Source organism: Streptomyces aureocirculatus, assembly GCF_000720475.1.
Taxonomy (GTDB): Bacteria; Actinomycetota; Actinomycetes; order Streptomycetales; family Streptomycetaceae; genus Streptomyces; species Streptomyces aureocirculatus.
On the sequence record NZ_JOAP01000001.1, the window covers coordinates 265977 to 283094 of the forward strand.

The window sequence follows — 17118 nt, forward strand, 5'->3', positions numbered from 1 at the left end:
TTGTCCCCCGGCACCCCGCCTGCGGCAGGCTTCTCGCAGCACACCGGACGAGCCCCCGCAGCGCGGCAGGAAGTCGCCACGGCGGACGCGGGAACCAAGCTCGTCCTGACCGCTACGACTCCACACTGGGGGAAACCATGGCCAGGACCAGGACATTGATCGCCGCTCTCGCCCTCGGCGGCGCGTGTGTCGCCGTGCTGCCGGGAACGGCGGGAGCGTCCACGGGCGCGCCCGCCACGGCACAGGGCCCCGCAGCCGTGAGCTGCTCCACCGGCTACGCCTGCATCCACTACCACCCGAACCGCGAAGGCGCCGTCTACAAGAGCAAGAACGACGCGAACCACGGCAACAACCGCTTCGTCGCCAGCACCCGGCCGCGCGGCGGCAACGGCGCCGGGCAGACCGTGCGCAACAACGCCGCCTCCGTGGACAACTGGAACTTCGGCCAGCGGTTCCGGGTCTACAAGTTCCCCAACTACCAGGGTACTTACACCACCATCGCGGCGGGCGGTGAGGGCAACCTCGGCGCTCTTCGCAATGACAACGCCTCCGGCAAGTTCCTCTGAGGCCACACGGTTCCCGACTGCCCCGTCCCGCACGCCGGGCGGGGCAGTCCCCGCTCCGTACCCGCCCGCGAGGAGGCCCCGGTGCCCCGATCACTGTCCATCGACCCGCGCGGGCTCGCGCTGCGCCTGGGGGCGGCCGCGCTGCTTCTCGCCGTGGCCGGCTGTTCTTCCGGCACACCGCGCGCCCCACGTGACGCGGCCGCGTCCCATCCGCAGGTCGCGTCGTTCCCCACCCTGGCCACGGCCGTCGACGAGCCGCTGCCGATAGACCGCTACTTGCTCAGGGACGACCAGCTCGACCGCCTTGAGCGGGCCCGCGCCACCCTCGTCGAACGCTGCATGAAGGAGTTCGGGTTCGCCTACCGGATGCCGCGGAACGACACCGGGTTCCGGCCGAAGACTCGTACGCAGTACCGCTACTGGGTCACGGACGCCTCGGCCGCGCGCGTCCACGGTTACGCTCCCGCGGGCAGTGACCGCGGCCCGCGGCCGTCCGGTCCGCGGCCGGGGACGGCGATTCCCCGCACCATGGCGCAGGCCCTCACCGGTACGGACGACCGCACCGTCAAGCCGGGCTCAGAGGCAGCGGCGGGCGGGCAGACCGTCAACGGCCGCACCGTCCCGGCCGGTGGCTGCCTCGGCGCGGCGAACCGGAAGCTCAAGGCGGACGGACCCGAAGCCGGTGGTGACGCGCCGCAGGCCGATCGCATCAACCAGCGCAGCCTCGGCCTGGCCCGGCGCGACCCACGCGTCACGGCCGCCTTCGCCCGGTGGTCCCGGTGCATGGAAGTAGCGGGATACCCCTACGACACGCCGGTCGAAGCAGCGGCCGATCCGGCCTGGCGCACCACTGAGGCCACCGCTCGGGAGCGTGCCGTCGCCACCGCCGACGCGCGCTGCAAGAAGCGGCACAACGTGGTCGGCATCTGGTACGCCGTCGATGTCGCCTATCAGAAGCGGGACATCGGCAAGCACGCCGGGCAACTCGCCAGGATCCAGCGGGACATCTCCGAGCGGCAGCGGCTCGCGGCCGCCGTGCTCGACGGCGGCCGGTGACCCCGCCGGGCAGGCCGTACTCGCCGCCGCGGCTCAGCCCTGCTGGAACAGCTCGGCGGGCAGCGGCTTCAGGAGGGCGTACAGGTCGTCGGTGATGGGGCGGTCCCAGGCGGCGATCGTCACCAGGACGTTGTCGCTGCGGTCGAACTGCACACAGGAGATACGGCTTTCGGAGAGCCGCAGACGGCGCACGATCAGGAGGTTGTCGCCCTGCATCACCGGCACGTCCTCGCTGGAGACGACGGTGACCTCCTCGTCGTTCTCCAGCGCGAGCAGGAGCTGGACGACCTCGAAGGGCGCCTCGCCCTCGGTGAGCTCCCTGGCCGGGGAACCCTCCGGCAGATTGCCGATGATCATCGCGGGGCCGCGGCCGCCGAACAGGTCGTAGCGCAGGAAGATGCCCTGGCAGCTTCCGTCGGGCGCAGGCAGCAGGCCGGCACCCAGATTGCCGGGCCAGTCACCCGGATCCATGGCCAGGACGTCGAAGTCCGGGCCCGCGGGTGTGGCGGAGCTGCGGCGGCGGAGGAAGGACATGCCGCCATGGTACGTGTCCGAAGGGGTGAACCCGGCGCGGGGGCGGCGGCGGGAGACGGCCGGGGGGCGGCGGCGGAAAGGGTACGGAGAGGGCCGGTACGGGCGGGTACGGGCCGGTGGGAAGCGGTACGGGCGGGCGCGCGCGGGGGCCTGACCCGCCCCCCGGGATTCAGCGGCCCGCCCTCGGGATCAGGGGGCGGGCCTGCCGCGCTCGTGGTGGCGGGCCACGCGGGCACGGTTGCCGCAGGAGGGCTTGCACCACTCCTGGCGGGGGTGGTCCTTCAGGAAGTACCGCACGCAGCGAGGCGCGTGGCAGGCGCGCAGTCGCTGCCGGTCGGGTCCGGTGAGGAACGCGAGCGCTGCGCGGGCGAGGGCCGCTGCCAGGAGGTCCTCGGGGGTGTGCTGCCCGCGGGTGTGCGGCCGCGACGGAGCCGCCGCCGTGGTGGCGCCGCCACCGCTGAATCCCGTGGCCGTGACCGTGGCGGCGCCGTCACTGCCGGGACCCGCGCCCGCGCCCGTGGCCGTCCCGCCAATGCCGGGACCCGCGCCCGCACCCGTGGCCGTCCCGCCAATGCCGGGACCCGCGCCCGTGGCCGTGGCTGTGCTGCCGCTGCCGGGACCCGTGGCCCGGGTCGCGCCGTCACTGCCGAGACCCGCGTCCGTGCCTGTGCTGCCACTGCCGGGACCCACGTCCGTGACCGTGGCGGTGCCGTCACTGCCGGGACCCGCGTCCGTGACCGTGGCGGTGCCGTCACTGCCAGGACCCGCGTCCGTGCCCGTGCTGCCACGGCCGCGCCCCGTGCCCGTGGCACCCGGAGCCGGCTCGTCCCTGATCGTGGGCCCCGCGGTGTCCGGCCAGCTCAGGACGGGCACCGTGGGCACCCGGGCGGCGGCTTCGTTGAGCCTGGCGACGGCCTCGCCGACGGGCAGCAGCCGCCGTGCGTCCGCCGGGCTCGGCGCTGCCGGACGCACCGCACGCGCGAAGAGCGCACGGACCGCGGCGCGCACCCCTCGTACTGCCTCCAGTGCGCTCCTGTCGGCGCGGTACCGCCGGGCCGTGAGGGCACCGGGGAGCACGTCCGCGTGGGCGCGCACCCAGGTGGTGAGCCCGTCCGGCGTTCCGAGGTCGTCCGCGACGCCGCCGCGGCCGTCGTGGCGGACGGTCCCTGCGAGCGCGAGGGTCAGGGCGGTGCCAAAAGGGCCGGTCGGCCCGGGCGGCTCGGGCTCGGACGGTGCGGACTGACCGGAGCGCTCGGAGCGCTCGGACGTTGCGGGCATGACGCTAATGATAGGTTCCGCGGCAACCATTAGCAGGGGGAGACGCACGGTGACCGACGGGTCCGTACTCGACTACTGGCGGGCGGGGCTCGACGCCGTACCGGAACAGGTCTGGAACCACCCGGGCCTCAAGGTCCTGCTGCTCGCCGACAACGCGCTGACGCACCTGCCCGCCCGGGTCGCCGCGCTCACGGACCTGCGCACGCTCGACCTCGGCCACAACCGCCTCGCCGCGGTCCCACCGGAGCTCGGGGACCTGCCCGCGCTGACCGACTTCCTGTATCTGCACGACAACCGGCTGGCCGCCCTGCCCGAGGAGCTGGGCGGCCTCGACCGGCTCGCCTACCTCAATGTCGGCGAGAACCTGCTCGACGCCCTTCCCGCCGGGCTCGGCCGGATGGCGTCCCTCGTCGAGCTGCGCGCCCAGCACAACCGCCTCACCGACCTGCCCGCGACGCTCGGCGGACTGCGCGGTCTTCGCGAGCTGTGGCTGCGCGGCAACCGGCTCACCGCGCTCCCCGACACGCTGCGCCACCTCGGGGAACTCCGCGAACTCGAGCTGCGCGAGAACGCGTTCGAGACCGTCCCCGAGGCCGTGCGCGGGCTGCCGCTGCTTCGCCGCCTCGACCTGCGGGCCAACCGGCTGCGCACGGTGCCGCCCTGGCTGACCGCGTTGCCGTCCCTGGAGAAGCTGGATCTGCGCTGGAACGACGTCCGCGACGGCGAGGACACCTTGGCGGCACTGCGCGCGCGGGGATGCGTGGTGCTGCGCTAGGGCCTGTCGTCAAACTCCCTCCGTCGCCCGGAGGGCGGCCCCGCGGCGTCAGGCGCGTGCTCTCGGCGTGCCGGGCGCAGGTCCTCGTACTGGACTGCGGGCCCTGCCGGACGGGCCCTAGCCGTTCAGGGCGCTGCCCTCGCGGCGGCGCTCGATCAGCGAGGCGCGGATCTCGCCCGCCCGCACGGCCGTGTTGGACAGCAGGGTCGAGGTCAGGCCGTGGGTGTGCTCCGTGCCGCCCTGCAGATAGATGGCGGCGGAGACGTTCGCGTGCGTGGCGACGCGGTGGTCACGGCCCACGACGAGGGCGTCCTCCTCGTCACGGCGGCACAGCTTGCCGAGCTCGCCGAGGCGCTCGTCGATGCCGCGCGGCTGGTAACCCGTAGCGCACACCAGGAGGTCGGCGTCCAGGACGTCGCGTTCGGCGGTGGGCAGGAACTCGATGCCGATCCGCAGGCCGTCGTCCTGCGCGTCGATCTCGCGGATGCGGGAGACGTTCAGCATCCGCATACGCTGGCGCCCCTGGACCTTCTCCTGGTACATGGTCCGCGAAAGCGACTCGATGAGGTCCATGTCGACCACCGAGTAGTTGGTGCCGCGGTGGTAATCGACCAGGGACCGCTTCACCTCCGGCGGCGCGTTGTAGAAGATGTCCACGGCCTCCGGGTCGAAGATCCGGTTGGCGAAGGGGCTGTCGTCCGCGGGCGTGTAGCCGTACTTCGCGAAGACCGAGCAGATCTCGGCCTCGGGGAAGTGCCGGTGGAGGTAGTCCACGCTCTCGGCGGCGCTCTGTCCCGCGCCGAGGACGACGGCGCGGCGCACCGGGGTACCCCGTTCGAGGAGTGCGCCGACGCGCGGGATCAACTCGCTGTTGTGGAAGACGCGTTCGGAGCGCGCGGCGCCGGGCGGCAGGTGCGGCTCCATGCCGGTGGCCACACAGAGGCTGCGGGCCCGGCGTACGACGGTCGCGTCCGGGTTCCCCGGGTCGCGGCTGACGACGTCGAAGGCGACGACCTCGCCGTCCTCGGTGACCGGCTTCACGGCGACGACCTCGCAGGAGTACTCGACGAGTCCCGCGACGCGGGCGGCGGCCCACTCCAGGTAGTCGTGGAACTCGATGCGCAGCGGGAAGAGCGTCTTCTGGTTGAGGAAGTCCACCAGGCGGCCCCGCTCCTGGAGGTAGCACAGGAAGCTGTAGCCGCTCTTGGGGTCACGCATGGTGACGAGGTCCTTCAGGAAGGACACCTGCATCGTCGCGTCGTCGATGAGCATGCCCCGGTGCCAGCCGAACCGGGGCTGCTTCTCCAGGAATCCCGCGTGTATCCGCTCGTCATCGGCGGCCTGGGCGTTGTGCTCCTCGACCGCGATCGCGAGCGCGAGGTTCGAGGGCCCGAAGCCTATGCCCAAGACGTCGTACGTCACTTCGCGTCCCCCGTGTGTCGGCTCGGTGCCGCCGTACGTCGAATCCGGCCCGCTGTGCAGAGTGTTCACCCGCGTCATCGCCTCCCTAAGCAGGCACATGTTAGATAAGGTTAGCCTTACCTTGCAATGTCTGAAGGGGGATTGATGTGCGGGCCGTCGTGATCGACCGCCGGACCCGAGGTCATCGCACGCTGCGCGCCGACGACCGCCCCGGAACTATTCGATCTTCCCGGCACGGCAGCCGAATGTACACGACTCCCTGTCGCCGCCCGCCCGCACCGGCTTCCCGTCGCCGGTCCGGGCGCCCATCACCTCCCCCGCGCTCATGACTCGCCCGGCGGCCGGGCGTGGACCAGCGGGCCCTCGTCCACCCGCACGAGGCGGTACCCGCGCCCGCCCCCCGAACCCCCGCGCCGCTCCGCCCTCCTGGCCCGCACCCTGGCCCTGCGGGCGGCGGCAAGCAGGGCCGCGACCTCCGGACTGCGCCTGCGCAGCCGCAGGAAGGACCGCTCCGACCAGCCGCCGAGCAGGGCGGCCGACGGCTGCGGGGTACCGTCGCGCACGGCCCGCAGGACCACCCGCAGCGCCGCGGCGCCGGGGCCGACCGGGGCCGCCACCAGGCGGGCCCGCTCGCCCTCGCGCGCCGCGAGCCGGGCCGCGGCCGCAAGCGCCGCCGCGAACGACGGTTCCTGGGTCTGCCAGTTGAGCAGGATGCGCTCCGACACCCCCGCCGCCGCGGCGCAGCCCGCGGGACCCAGCCCCAGGGCGGCCGCGCGCAGTGCGTCGGCGCGGCGCACGGCGGTCTCCTCGCGCAGGCTCGGATCCACGTACAGCGCGCGCAACAAGGAGCGATCGACGTCTTCTTGCGCGTCGAGGTCCGCGACCACACCATCGGCCCAGGCCTCGAGGCGGTTCACCGCGGCCGCCCGCAGCTCCACCCGTTCCTCGTCCACCCACCCACCACCCCAACAAACTTAGGCTAGCCTCACCTAACAATAGAACACAAGGTCGTTCAGGACGAGGACCAGCCGTAACGCCCGCCCCTTCGAAGGGATCTGTTCGTGCTCTGCACCAGGATCACCAACGCTCATATCGTCACGATGGATCCGGGCCGTCCCACCGCCCGTGAACTCGGCATCTGGCAGGGCCGGATCGTGGGCCTCGACTCCGACATCGCGGGGCTCCCGGCGCGCCGGGTCCTGGACCTGGACGGCGCGACCGTGCTGCCCGGCTTCATCGACGGCCACGTACACATGGTCTGGGCGGGCCTGAAGGCACAGGTGCCGAGCGTCGCGCCCAGCAGGCGCGTCGACGACATTCTCCACATGGTGGCCGACGCCGTGGCGACCCGGCCACGGGACGCCTGGGTGACCCTGGCGGGCTACGACCAGCGCGACCTCGACCGGCCCCTGACCGCCACGGACCTCGACGCGGTCAGCGACGGCCGCAAGGTCCACCTGGGACACGTCTCCGGACACGCGTGCCTCGTGAACACCGCCGTCCTCGAACTCCTGCCGGCGCGGCTCGCGGGCTCGGACGGGTTCCTCGCGGAGGAGGACATGGGCGAGGTGCTGCGGCTGCGGCCGCCGCACGCCCTGGGTGAACTCGTCGACGCCATCGCGCACTCGGCGCGCGTGTGCAGGTCCGAGGGGGTGACGGCGGTCGCGGAAGCGGGCGTCGGCAGCGAACTGTTCGCCCACAGCCCGATCGAGGCGGCGGCCTATCAACTCGCCCATGAGTCGGGCAGACTGCCGGTACGCGTGCAGCTCATGGTGGCCGCCGACGCACTGCGCCCGGTCGAAGCCGCGCCCGATGACACCACGACGCGGGCCTTCGGGCTCGGCCTGCGCACGGGCTTCGGGGACGGGCGGCTCTCCCTGGGGGCGCTGAAGATCTTCACCGACGGCGGCATGATGGCCCGCACGGCCGCGCTCACCGAGCCGTACGTCGGCAGCGACTCGAACGGGCGGCTCCAGATGGACGCCGGCGTGCTCAAGGACACCATCGTCACCGGGCACCGCGCGGGCTGGCAGTTGGCCGTGCACGCCATCGGCGACCTCGCCGTCGACGTCGCCCTGGACGGCATCGAGGCCGCGCAGCGCGCACACCCGCGCCCCGGTGCCCGGCACCGCGTGGAGCACGCGGGCCTCGTCCGCCCCGATCAACTGCGCCGGTTCGCCGATCTCGGCGTCACCGCCGTCGTCCAGCCGAACTTCCTGCGGCACTTCGGGGACGACTACGCCGCGATCATGGGAGCGGAGCGGGCGCCGTGGCTGTACCGGGGGCGCGGGTTCCTCGACCACGGGGTGCGCCTGGTGGGCAGTTCGGACCGTCCTGTGGCCGACGGGGCGCCGCTGCGGGCGATCCAGTTCATGGTGGAGCGGGCTTCCGCGTCGGGTGCGCGGATCGGCCCCGACGAGGGGATCTGCGTGGACGCCGCACTGCGCGCGTACACCGTGGACGCGGCGTACGCCTGCCACTGGGAGGACAGCGCGGGCAGTATCACCCCCGGCAAGCGCGCCGACCTCGTCGTCATCGGCGACGACCCTCGGCGGGTCGACCCCGCGCGGATCGGGGACATCGAGGTGGTCCGCACCTTCGTCGAAGGCGACGACGACCTCGGTCCCGACGCGCCCTGACGCCCGCCACGGCCCTGCCCTGCGGCCCCGTGCCGCGAACCGGCCCGCCCCGCGGACCGGCCCCCCAAGGGACCGGCCCCCGGTCGAGGTCGACCCCCTGGCGGTATCGAACCCCTAGGCGGTGTCGACCTCCTAGGTGAGGTCGAAGCGGCCCGCACGGGCGCCGTGCACGAACGCCCCCCACTCGGCGGGCGTGAAGATCAAGGACGGACTCTCGGGGCGGCCTCCGTTGCGCATCGCGATGAAGCCCTCGACGAAGGCGATCTCCACATCTCCGCGCCCCTCACTGCTCGACCGCCAGTCGGCGGTACTGAGGTCGAGGTCCGGCTTGTTCCAACCCGCGAGCGGATGCTGCTGGGTGGTGGTGCTCTCAACCACGTCCGTGCTCCTCCCGATGCGTCGTCCGCCGCCAGCCTAGCTTTCGCCCCGGGTGCAGCACAGGCCGCGGTGACAAGGCGCGGTCCCGTACGGCACTTCGGAACACCGCCCGGCACTCGCCGCGCGTCACGACAGGGGCGGCTCCGCGCCGACCAGCCACATGGCGAAGAACTGCGAGCCACCGCCGTAGGCGTGCCCGAGTGCCCTGCGCGCACCGGGGACTTGGTGCTCACCGGCCTGCCCCCGCACCTGGAGTGCCGCCTCGGCGAAGCGGATCATTCCGGAGGCGCCGATGGGGTTGGTCGACAGGACACCGCCCGACATGTTCACCGGAAGGTCACCGTCCAGTTCGGTCACCCCTGACTCGGTGAGTTTCCAGCCCTCGCCCTCGTCCGCGAAGCCCAGATTCTCCAGCCACATGGGCTCGTACCAGGAGAACGGCACATACATCTCGACGGCGTCGATCTCGCGGCGCGGATCGGCGATGCCCGCCTGCCGGTACACATCGGCCGCGCAGTCCTTCCCGGCCTGCGGCGAGACGAAGTCCTTGCCCGCGAACATGGTGGGTTCACTGCGCATCGCGCCGCCGTGCAGCCAGGCGGGCGGGCGCGGCGCGCGGGCCGCGCCCGCGCGGTCGGCGAGGACCATCGCGCACGCCCCGTCGGACGACGGACAGGTCTCGGAGTAGCGGATGGGGTCCCACAGCATCGGTGACGCCTGCACCTTCTCCAGCGTGATGTCGTGCTCGTGCAGATGCGCGTAGGGGTTCTTGAGGGCGTTGCGCCGGTCCTTGTACGCGACGAGCGAGCCGACCGCGTCCGGGGCGCCGGTGCGCCGCATGTACGCGCGCACGTGCGGCGCGAAGAATCCGCCCGCCCCCGCGAGCAGCGGCTGCTGGAACGGCACGGGCAGCGAAAGGCCCCACATCGCGTTGGACTCGGACTGCTTTTCGAAGGCGAGGGTGAGCACGGTGCCGTGGACGCGCCCCGCGACCAGGCTCGCGGCGACGAGCGCGGTGGAGCCGCCGACCGAGCCCGCGGTGTGCACGCGGAGCATGGGCTTGCCGACGGCGCCGAGCGCGTCGGCGAGGTACAGCTCGGGCATCATCACGCCCTCGAAGAAGTCGGGCGCCTTGCCGATGACGACGGCGTCGATGTCCGCCCAGGTCAGTTCGGCGTCGGTCAGGGCCCGTAGCGCGGCCTCACGGACCAGGCCCGCGATCGACACGTCGCGTCGCGCGGCGACGTGCTCGGTCTGGCCGATCCCGACGACGGCGACGGGTTCCTTGCCGGGCGCGTTGCTCATCGCGGGTCTCCTTCCAGGACGGCGACCAGGTTCTGTTGCAGGCAGGGGCCCGAGGTGGCGTGGGCGAGGGCGCGGTCGGACGTGCCCCGGTGGATGCGGGCCGCGGCCTCGCCGAGCCGGATCAGACCGGCCGCCATCACCGGGTTGGCGGCGAGCGCGCCGCCGGAGGGGTTGACCGTCACGTCGTCGCCGAGCCGCAGTGCCCTGCACAGGACGACCTCCTGCGAGGTGAACGGCGCGTGCAGCTCGGCGGTGTCGACGGGCCGCACGAAGGCCCCGGCGCGTTCGGCCGCGAGGCGTGTCGACGGCGAGTCGGTGAGGTCGCGCACGCCGAGGCCGTGCGGCTCGATGCGGTGGTCGACACCGCGGATCCACGCGGGCCGCCCGCACAGCTCCCGGGCCCGCTCCCCCGCCGCGAGCACCACGGCGGCCGCCCCGTCGCCGATGGGCGGGCAGTCCCCCGTACGCAGCGGCCGGACCAGGTAGTCGCCGTGCGGGACCGGCCCGCGCAACTGCGCGTGGCTGTTGGCGTGGGCAGCGTCCCTGCTGCGGGCGGCGACTCCTGCCAGGGCGGGCTCATCGGTCTCGCCCGCGTCGATGAGCGCCTGTGCCTGGAGCGCGGCGAGGGCGACGGAGTCCGGCCACAGCGGCGCCACGTAGTACGGGTCGAGCTGCCGGGTCAGGACGTCGCGCACGGAGCCGGGCGAGGACTTGCCGTAGGCGTAGACGAGCGCGGTGTCGGCGTCGCCGGTCTGCAGCTTCACCCACGCCTCGTACAGCGCCCAGGCGCCGTCCATCTCCACGTGCGACTCGGAGATCGGCGGCCAGGCACCCACGCCGTCCAGAGCCATCGTGAAGGAGAAGGCACGCCCGGCGAGGTAGTCCGACGAACCGGAGCAGGTGAAGCCGATGTCGCTCGTCTTCAGACCGGTGGCGGCGAGGACCTCGTGCAGGACCGGCATGAGCATCTCGACTTCCGAGAGCTCGTCACAGGCGCGCCGATGGCCGGTCTGCCCGAAGGCGACGATCGCGACATCGCGGTTCACAGCAGCTCCTTGTACGTGTCGTAGTCGGCGTCGGGTTCACCGGTGGGGCGGTAGTGGTCGGGGAAGCGGGCGTCTTCGCTCCACACGGGTTCGACCCGCAGGCCCATGCGCACCTGGTCGTAGGGGATGCCCGCGATCCGGGCGTGCAGGGCGAGGTCGGCGCCGTCCAGGGCGATGTGCGCGTAGACGTACGGCACGTCGATGTCGAGATTCCTCGCCTTGATGTTGACGATGCAGAAGGTGGTGACCGTGCCCCGCGGCCCGACCTCCACCTGCTCCTCGGTGGCGACACCGCAGGTGGGGCAGGCGCCGCGCGGCGGCACGTACACCTTGCGGCAGGCGGGACAGCGCTCGCCTACCGTCCTGCGCCCGGAGAGGGCGTGGATGTACTGGGACTGGGCGCGGCCGGGGCTGTAGGTGTAGTCGAGCCGGGCGTGCGCGATGATCCCGGCAACGGCGGCCTCGCCCTCGAACACCCCACTGTGCGCACTGACTTGACGCGGCGTCTGCGGCCCTTTCTCCGTCTCCGGTTCGAGGCAGGCGATGTCGGTGATGGCGCCGGTGCGCTCGGCGGCCCAGCGGATCCGCACGCGCATTCCGGTGCGGACGGCGTCGGGGCCCGGTGCGTCGAGGGCGTGCAGCAGGGCGGTGTCGGCGCCGTCGAGGCGTACGAGGACCCAGGCGAAGGGGGTGGCGAGGGGCTGGCCGCGGCGGGGCTCGGGGTTCCAGGCCCAGGTGGTGACGGTGCCGGTGGGGGCGACTTCGACGAGGTCGCGGAGTTCGTCCGCGGTCGCGGGATCGTACTCGACGGGCGGCACGAGCACCTTGCCGTCCGTCGTGCGCACACCGAGCACGGTGCGTTCGCGCAGCCCGGTGAGAAAGGCACTCTGTACGGGACCGAGGGACCGGGTGAAGGGAAACTCGACGACGAGCGGCGCACGCAACACTTCGAACTCCGTTTCCATGAGGGGGCGCCCCGTTAGGGGCGCGGGGAACTGCGACCAGCCACAACGGCCCCGCAGCCGAAAAGCGACCGAGGCACCCGAACAAAACCGAGGCACCCGAACAAAAAGGACCGCCCTACGCCCGCCGGAAAACGGGAGCCCTCTTCTCGGCAAAGGCACGAGCCCCCTCCGCCGCGTCAGCGGTATCAAAAACAGGCCACCCCCTCTTCAGCTCGGCCGCCAGGCCATCCACCTCGCTCATCTCCAAGGCTTCGTACACGGAAGCCTTGACCGCCTCCACGGCCAGTGGCCCGCACGCGTTGATCCGCGAGGCCACAGCGAGCGCCGCGTCCAGCGCGGTGCCGTCGGGCACGACCCGCCCGACGAGGCCGATGGACGCGGCCTCGGCGGCCGAGTAGGCGCGGCCGGTGAGCAGCATCTCCAGGGCATGCGTACGGGGGATCTGCCGCGGCAGCCGGACGGTCGAGCCACCGATGGGGAAGAGACCCCGCCTGACCTCGAAGAGCCCGAAGGTGGCGGACTCCCCCGCCACCCGGATGTCGGTGCCTTGCAGGATCTCGGTACCGCCGGCCACGCAGGCGCCCTCGACGGCGGCGATGACCGGCTTGCGGGGCCGGTGGTGGCGCAGCATGGCCTTCCAGTGCAGGTCGGGGTCGGCCTTGAGCCGGTCCCTGTACTGCTCGCCGCCCATGCCCTTGCCCGCGAGGGCCTTGAGGTCCATGCCCGCGCAGAAGGCGCCGCCCGCCCCGGTGAGCACCACGGAACGCACCTCGTCGTCCGCGTCCGCGGCCACCCAGCCGTCGTACAGGCCCACGAGCATCGGCAGCGAGAGCGCGTTCCTGGCCTCCGGCCGGTCGAGCGTGAGTATCAGCGTGGCGCCTTCGCGCCGTACGGAGAGATGTTCCGTACCACTCATAGCCGTCCTCCCGTCGTCAGACCCGGAACAGGTTGCAGGAGGGGACGTGCCAGTTCAATAGTTTTCTGACAGTCAGTCAGTTTTCTGTCGCCGCGCCCCTTCCCAGTTGCGGGCGGCTCTGCTCTAGTGACCGCCACACGCGATGACGCCGGGGTCAGGAGGAGCGGTGGAGTACAACCTTGCCGACCTGTTCGAGTCAGTCGTGGACGTGGTGCCGGGCCGTGCGGCACTCCTGTACGTCGACCACCCCGGCACGGGCGCGGAGCGCGCGCTCACGTACGCGGAGCTCGACACGGCGGCGAACCGCCTCGCGCACCATTTGATCGACCACGGCGTCAAGCCGGGCGAGCACCTCGGCCTGCACCTGTACAACGGCGTCGAGTACCTCCAGACGGTCCTGGCCTGCCTCAAGGCCCGCATCGTGCCCGTCAACGTCAACTACCGTTATATCGAGGGAGAGTTGGTCTACCTCTACCGGGACGCCGACCTCGCGGCGCTGGTCTTCGACGCCGAGTTCGGGGACCGGGTCGCCGCGGCGCTGCCGCGGGCACCGAAGCTGCGCCATCTGGTCCGGGTCGGCGACGCGCCCCCCGGAGCCGCGGGGCCGGACGCGATGCCCTTCGCCGCGGCCGAGGCATCCGGGTCGCCGGAGCGCGGCTTCCCCGAGCGCTCGGCGGACGACCTCTTCATCATCTACACCGGTGGCACGACGGGCCTGCCCAAGGGGGTGATGTGGCGCCAGGAGGACCTGTTCTTCTCCGGGCTCGGCGGGGGCGCCCCGACCGGGGAACCGGTGACGCGCCCGCAGGAGGTCGCCGAGCGGGTCGCGGCGGGCGGCGACGGCATCACCTTCTTCCCCACCCCGCCGCTGATGCACGGCACCTCGACGCTGACCGCGTTCATCTGCTTCCACTTCGGCCAACGCCTGGTCATCCACCGCAAGTTCGCGCCCGAGGAGGTGCTGCGCACCATAGCGAAGGAGAAGGTCACCAGCGTGTCCCTGGTGGGCGACGCGATGCTGCGCCCCCTCATCGACGCCCTGAACGGCCCGCTGCGCGGCACCGACCTGTCTTCGCTCTTCAGCGTCTCGTCGTCCGGCGCGATCATGTCGGAGACGGTCCGCGCCCAGTTCGCGGCGCTCGCGCCGAACGTGCTGCTTCTCAACAACTTCGGCTCCTCCGAGTCCGGGTTCAACGGCACCGCGACGGACGACTCGGGGCCCGACAAGGGCTTCCGCCTGCGGGTGAACCCCCGTACGCAGGTGGTGGACCCGGCGACCCGCGAACCGGTCGGTGCGGGCGAGGTGGGCCGCATCGCGCAGCGCGGGCACGTACCGCTCGGCTACTACAACGACCCGAAGAAGACGGACGAGACCTTCTTCCGGCGCGGCGACGAACGCTGGGTGCTGCTCGGCGACATGGCGACGGTCGACGAGGAAGGCATCGTCACGGTGCTCGGCCGGGGTTCGCAGTGCATCAACACCGGTGGTGAGAAGGTGTACCCCGAGGAGGTCGAGCAGGCGCTCAAGTCCCATCCGGACGTCTATGACGCGCTGGTCGCGGGGGTGCCGGACGAGCGCTGGGGCAACCGGGTCGCGGCGGTGGTCCAACTGCGCGACGGCGCGGGAACGGTGGATCTGTCCGCGCTCCAGACCCACTGCCGGAGCCATCTCGCCGGTTACAAGATTCCCCGCGCGGTGGTCTTCACGGACCACATCCAGCGCTCACCGAGCGGCAAGGCCGACTATCGCTGGGCGCGGGCCGTGACATCGAGCAGGCCACCGCGCGGGGCATGTACGTGATCGTCGACCGGCACATGCTCAGCCCCGGCGACCCACACGCCAACCTCGCCCGCGCCAAGATCCTCTACACCTTCCACTTCTACGCCGACTCGCACCGCGAGGAGTATCTGGACACGCTCTCGCGCGCGGCCGCGAAGCTTGCCGGTGTTCGTGACCGAGTTCGGTACCCAGAACTACGCGGGCGAGGGCGCGAACGACTTCGCCATGTCGCAGAAGTACCTGGACCTGATGGCCTCGAAGAAGATCAGTTGGGTCAACTGGAACTTCTCCGACGACCACCGCTCCGGCGCCGTCTTCAAGTTCTGAGCCCCGCCGTGGACCGCCCGGCGCGCACCCTCCCGCACTCCGGTCCCCGGCACCACCGCCGCCCCAGCGGGCCGTGCCGCCGCCCGCGACACCTCGTACGAAACCCTTGCCAGAAGCGGTGAACCTTGAATAACTGACCCCGACACAAGATCGGCCGACGGCACGGTCGCCCGGCATGGACGGGGGTATCTCCAGATGGCGCGCACACCGGCACTCCTCGACGCGGCGGAGCGGCTCGGCCGCGCGGACCTTGAGGCACTGCAGCTCGAACGGCTCCAGGACACCCTGCTGCACGCCTACGAGAACGTGCCCTTCTACCGGGCGGCGTTCGACGCGGCGGGGCTCGGGCCCGACGACTGCCACACCCTCGGCGACCTCGGCCGGTTCCCGTTCACGACGAAGGCGGACCTGCGGGCGAACTACCCCTTCGGGATGTTCGCCGTGGAGCAGTCCGAGCTGCGGCGGCTGCACGCGTCGAGCGGCACCACCGGGCGCCCCACCGTCGTGGGCTACACCGAGCAGGACCTGAACATATGGGCCGACGTCGTGGCGCGGTCCATCCGCGCGGCGGGCGGGCGGCCCGGGCACAAGGTGCATGTGGCGTACGGGTACGGGCTCTTCACCGGTGGCCTCGGCGCGCACTACGGCGCCGAGCGGCTCGGCTGCACGGTGATCCCCGCGTCCGGCGGGATGACCACGCGCCAGGTGCAGCTCATCCTGGACTTCCGTCCGGAGATCATCATGGTGACGCCTTCGTACATGCTGACCCTCCTGGAGGAGTTCGAGCGGCAGGGCATCGACCCGCGCACGACCTCGCTCCAGGTGGGCATCTTCGGGGCGGAGCCGTGGACGGAGGCGATGCGGGCCGAGATCGAGGAGCGGTTCGCGATCGACGCCGTGGACATATACGGACTCTCGGAGGTCATCGGGCCCGGTGTCGCCCAGGAGTGCGTGGAGGCCAAGGACGGTCTGCACATCTGGGAGGACCACTTCTACCCCGAGGTCGTGGACCCGGTCACGGGCGAGGTGCTGCCCGACGGCGCCCACGGCGAGCTGGTCTTCACCTCCCTCACCAAGGAGGCCCTTCCCGTCATCCGCTACCGCACCCGCGACCTCACCCGCCTCCTGCCCGGTACGACCCGCGCGTTCCGGCGCATGGAGAAGGTCACCGGGCGCTGCGACGACATGGTGATCCTGCGCGGGGTGAACCTCTTCCCCACCCAGATCGAGGAAATCGTCCTGTCAACCCCCGGCCTGGCCCCCCACTTCCAACTCCGCCTGACAAAACAGGGCCGCCTCGACGCCCTCACGATCCGCGTGGAGGCCCGCCACGACACCCCACCCGGCCGCCGCGAGGCCGCCGCCCGGGAAGTCGAGTCAGCGGTCAAGGAAGGCATCGGCGTCTCGGTGACCGCCGAGGTCGTGGAACCGGAGAGCATCGAGCGCTCGGTGGGGAAGATTCGCCGGGTAGTGGACTTGCGGGGGGTGTGAGGGGGTTAGGGGGCTGCCCCTTTGGCGGTGGGGGTGGGCTTGCGGGGACCCCGGCTTGGGGGTGGCCCTGCTGGGGCGTGGCCCTGCTGGGGGCCCTGGTGGGGGGCGGCCCTGCTGGGGGGCGTGGCCCTTCCAGGGGGCGTGGCCCTGCTGGGGGTTGGCGCTGGGGGCGGTCGCTGGCGGTGCGGCGATCGCTGGCGGCTGCGGTCGCCGACCGCGCTTGCAGCGGCGACGGCGGTGGCTGACGGCCGTGTCCCTCTACGCTGTACCGATGCAACGCCGCCGAGGTCGAGGCGGCAGTGGCGCAGGCGGGCGGCGGGGGACCGGGCGCGGATCGCGGTCGTGGCGGCCTCGGCCTTCGCCGCGGTCCTGCTGCCGATGACCACGTCCGCCCCGGTACCGGCGAGCTGCTCGGCGACGAAGTAGCCGATGCCCGCGTTGCCGCCCGTCACCAGGAAGGTCCTGCCCTCGGCGGGCGGCAGCCGGTGTACGTCCCAGGGCTGTGCGGAAGCGGGGGTGGGGACAGGGTCGGGGACAGGGTCGGGGGCGGGGGCGGGGGCGGGCATGGTGGCGGCTCCTCGCGCTGGCCGGGCCCGTTCACCGGCCCCGTCCGCACCACGGTCACAGCCGCCGCCGACAG

Annotated in this window: 14 protein-coding genes and 4 pseudogenes; 7 read left to right on the top strand and 11 right to left on the bottom strand. The window is 72.2% G+C overall.

Annotation, left to right across the window (positions count from 1 at the left end):
• Positions 1–137: 137 nt before the first annotated feature.
• Positions 138–566: a peptidase inhibitor family I36 protein gene (locus tag IG78_RS41505; protein ID WP_078964680.1), complete on the top strand. Its 429-nt coding sequence runs from the start codon at positions 138–140 to the stop codon at positions 564–566.
• A gap of 81 nt (positions 567–647) precedes the next feature.
• Positions 648–1622, top strand: coding sequence for a hypothetical protein (locus IG78_RS0101140; protein ID WP_051852261.1), 975 nt, complete (start codon positions 648–650; stop codon positions 1620–1622).
• Positions 1623–1655: 33 nt separating this feature from the next.
• On the opposite strand, the gene IG78_RS0101145 is transcribed toward IG78_RS0101140, so the two are convergent.
• The 3 genes and pseudogenes from IG78_RS0101145 to IG78_RS41515 all read right to left on the bottom strand — a co-directional run.
• Positions 1656–2156, bottom strand: coding sequence for a hypothetical protein (locus tag IG78_RS0101145; RefSeq protein WP_030559016.1), 501 nt, complete (start codon positions 2154–2156; stop codon positions 1656–1658).
• 189 nt (positions 2157–2345) lie between these two features.
• A pseudogene (locus tag IG78_RS47505) lies at positions 2346–2540 on the bottom strand (CGNR zinc finger domain-containing protein); the annotation flags it as partial.
• A 489-nt stretch (positions 2541–3029) separates the two neighbouring features.
• Positions 3030–3464, bottom strand: a pseudogene (locus IG78_RS41515) (ABATE domain-containing protein); the annotation flags it as partial.
• Between IG78_RS41515 and IG78_RS0101160 the strand changes: the two are divergent.
• Complete coding sequence (locus tag IG78_RS0101160; RefSeq protein WP_051852262.1) at positions 3442–4209, top strand: leucine-rich repeat domain-containing protein; 768 nt, start codon at positions 3442–3444, stop codon at positions 4207–4209. The pseudogene IG78_RS41515 and the gene IG78_RS0101160 sit on opposite strands and share 23 nt — an antisense overlap.
• Positions 4210–4326: 117 nt before the next feature.
• Here IG78_RS0101160 and IG78_RS0101165 read toward each other — a convergent pair whose 3' ends face one another.
• Both IG78_RS0101165 and IG78_RS0101170 read right to left on the bottom strand, forming a co-directional pair.
• Positions 4327–5709 carry a lysine N(6)-hydroxylase/L-ornithine N(5)-oxygenase family protein gene (locus IG78_RS0101165; RefSeq protein WP_030559018.1) on the bottom strand — a complete coding sequence of 461 codons (1383 nt, stop codon included), beginning with the start codon at positions 5707–5709 and terminating at the stop codon, positions 4327–4329.
• Between the two features lie 245 nt (positions 5710–5954).
• Entirely contained in the window at positions 5955–6584 is a 630-nt protein-coding gene (locus IG78_RS0101170) for a hypothetical protein (RefSeq protein WP_051852263.1), read from the bottom strand.
• Between the two features lie 108 nt (positions 6585–6692).
• On the opposite strand from IG78_RS0101170, the gene IG78_RS0101175 reads away from it, so the two are divergent.
• The gene (locus IG78_RS0101175; RefSeq protein ID WP_030559021.1) at positions 6693–8270 is read left to right on the top strand and encodes an amidohydrolase; all 1578 of its coding nucleotides are present in this window, start codon (positions 6693–6695) and stop codon (positions 8268–8270) included.
• Positions 8271–8402: 132 nt separating this feature from the next.
• On the opposite strand, the gene IG78_RS0101180 is transcribed toward IG78_RS0101175, so the two are convergent.
• The 5 genes from IG78_RS0101180 to IG78_RS0101200 form a co-directional block, all read right to left on the bottom strand.
• Complete coding sequence (locus IG78_RS0101180; RefSeq protein ID WP_030559023.1) at positions 8403–8648, bottom strand: DUF397 domain-containing protein; 246 nt, start codon at positions 8646–8648, stop codon at positions 8403–8405.
• 126 nt (positions 8649–8774) lie between these two features.
• Positions 8775–9953 carry a thiolase domain-containing protein gene (locus tag IG78_RS0101185; protein WP_030559024.1) on the bottom strand — a complete coding sequence of 393 codons (1179 nt, stop codon included), beginning with the start codon at positions 9951–9953 and terminating at the stop codon, positions 8775–8777.
• Positions 9950–10999: a thiolase domain-containing protein gene (locus IG78_RS0101190; RefSeq protein WP_030559026.1), complete on the bottom strand. Its 1050-nt coding sequence runs from the start codon at positions 10997–10999 to the stop codon at positions 9950–9952. The genes IG78_RS0101185 and IG78_RS0101190 overlap by 4 nt, the downstream gene beginning before the upstream one ends.
• Positions 10996–11964, bottom strand: coding sequence for a Zn-ribbon domain-containing OB-fold protein (locus IG78_RS0101195; protein ID WP_030559028.1), 969 nt, complete (start codon positions 11962–11964; stop codon positions 10996–10998). Before IG78_RS0101195 ends, IG78_RS0101190 begins: the two co-directional genes overlap by 4 nt.
• Positions 11965–12079: 115 nt before the next feature.
• Positions 12080–12880: a crotonase/enoyl-CoA hydratase family protein gene (locus tag IG78_RS0101200; protein WP_030559032.1), complete on the bottom strand. Its 801-nt coding sequence runs from the start codon at positions 12878–12880 to the stop codon at positions 12080–12082.
• A 166-nt stretch (positions 12881–13046) separates the two neighbouring features.
• On the opposite strand from IG78_RS0101200, the gene IG78_RS0101205 reads away from it, so the two are divergent.
• The 3 genes and pseudogenes from IG78_RS0101205 (at position 13047) to paaK (ending at position 16478) form a co-directional block, all read left to right on the top strand.
• A complete protein-coding gene (locus IG78_RS0101205; protein ID WP_030559034.1) occupies positions 13047–14681 on the top strand; it encodes an acyl-CoA synthetase in 1635 nt (544 codons plus the stop codon).
• A pseudogene (locus IG78_RS45115) lies at positions 14648–14981 on the top strand (cellulase family glycosylhydrolase); the annotation flags it as partial. The gene IG78_RS0101205 and the pseudogene IG78_RS45115, both read left to right, overlap by 34 nt.
• 201 nt (positions 14982–15182) lie before the next feature.
• The gene (paaK, locus tag IG78_RS0101215) at positions 15183–16478 is read left to right on the top strand and encodes a phenylacetate--CoA ligase PaaK (RefSeq protein ID WP_030559035.1); all 1296 of its coding nucleotides are present in this window, start codon (positions 15183–15185) and stop codon (positions 16476–16478) included.
• Between the two features lie 263 nt (positions 16479–16741).
• On the opposite strand, the pseudogene IG78_RS50910 reads toward paaK, so the two are convergent.
• Positions 16742–17044 (bottom strand): annotated as a pseudogene (locus IG78_RS50910) (SDR family NAD(P)-dependent oxidoreductase); the annotation flags it as partial.
• Positions 17045–17118: the final 74 nt, after the last annotated feature.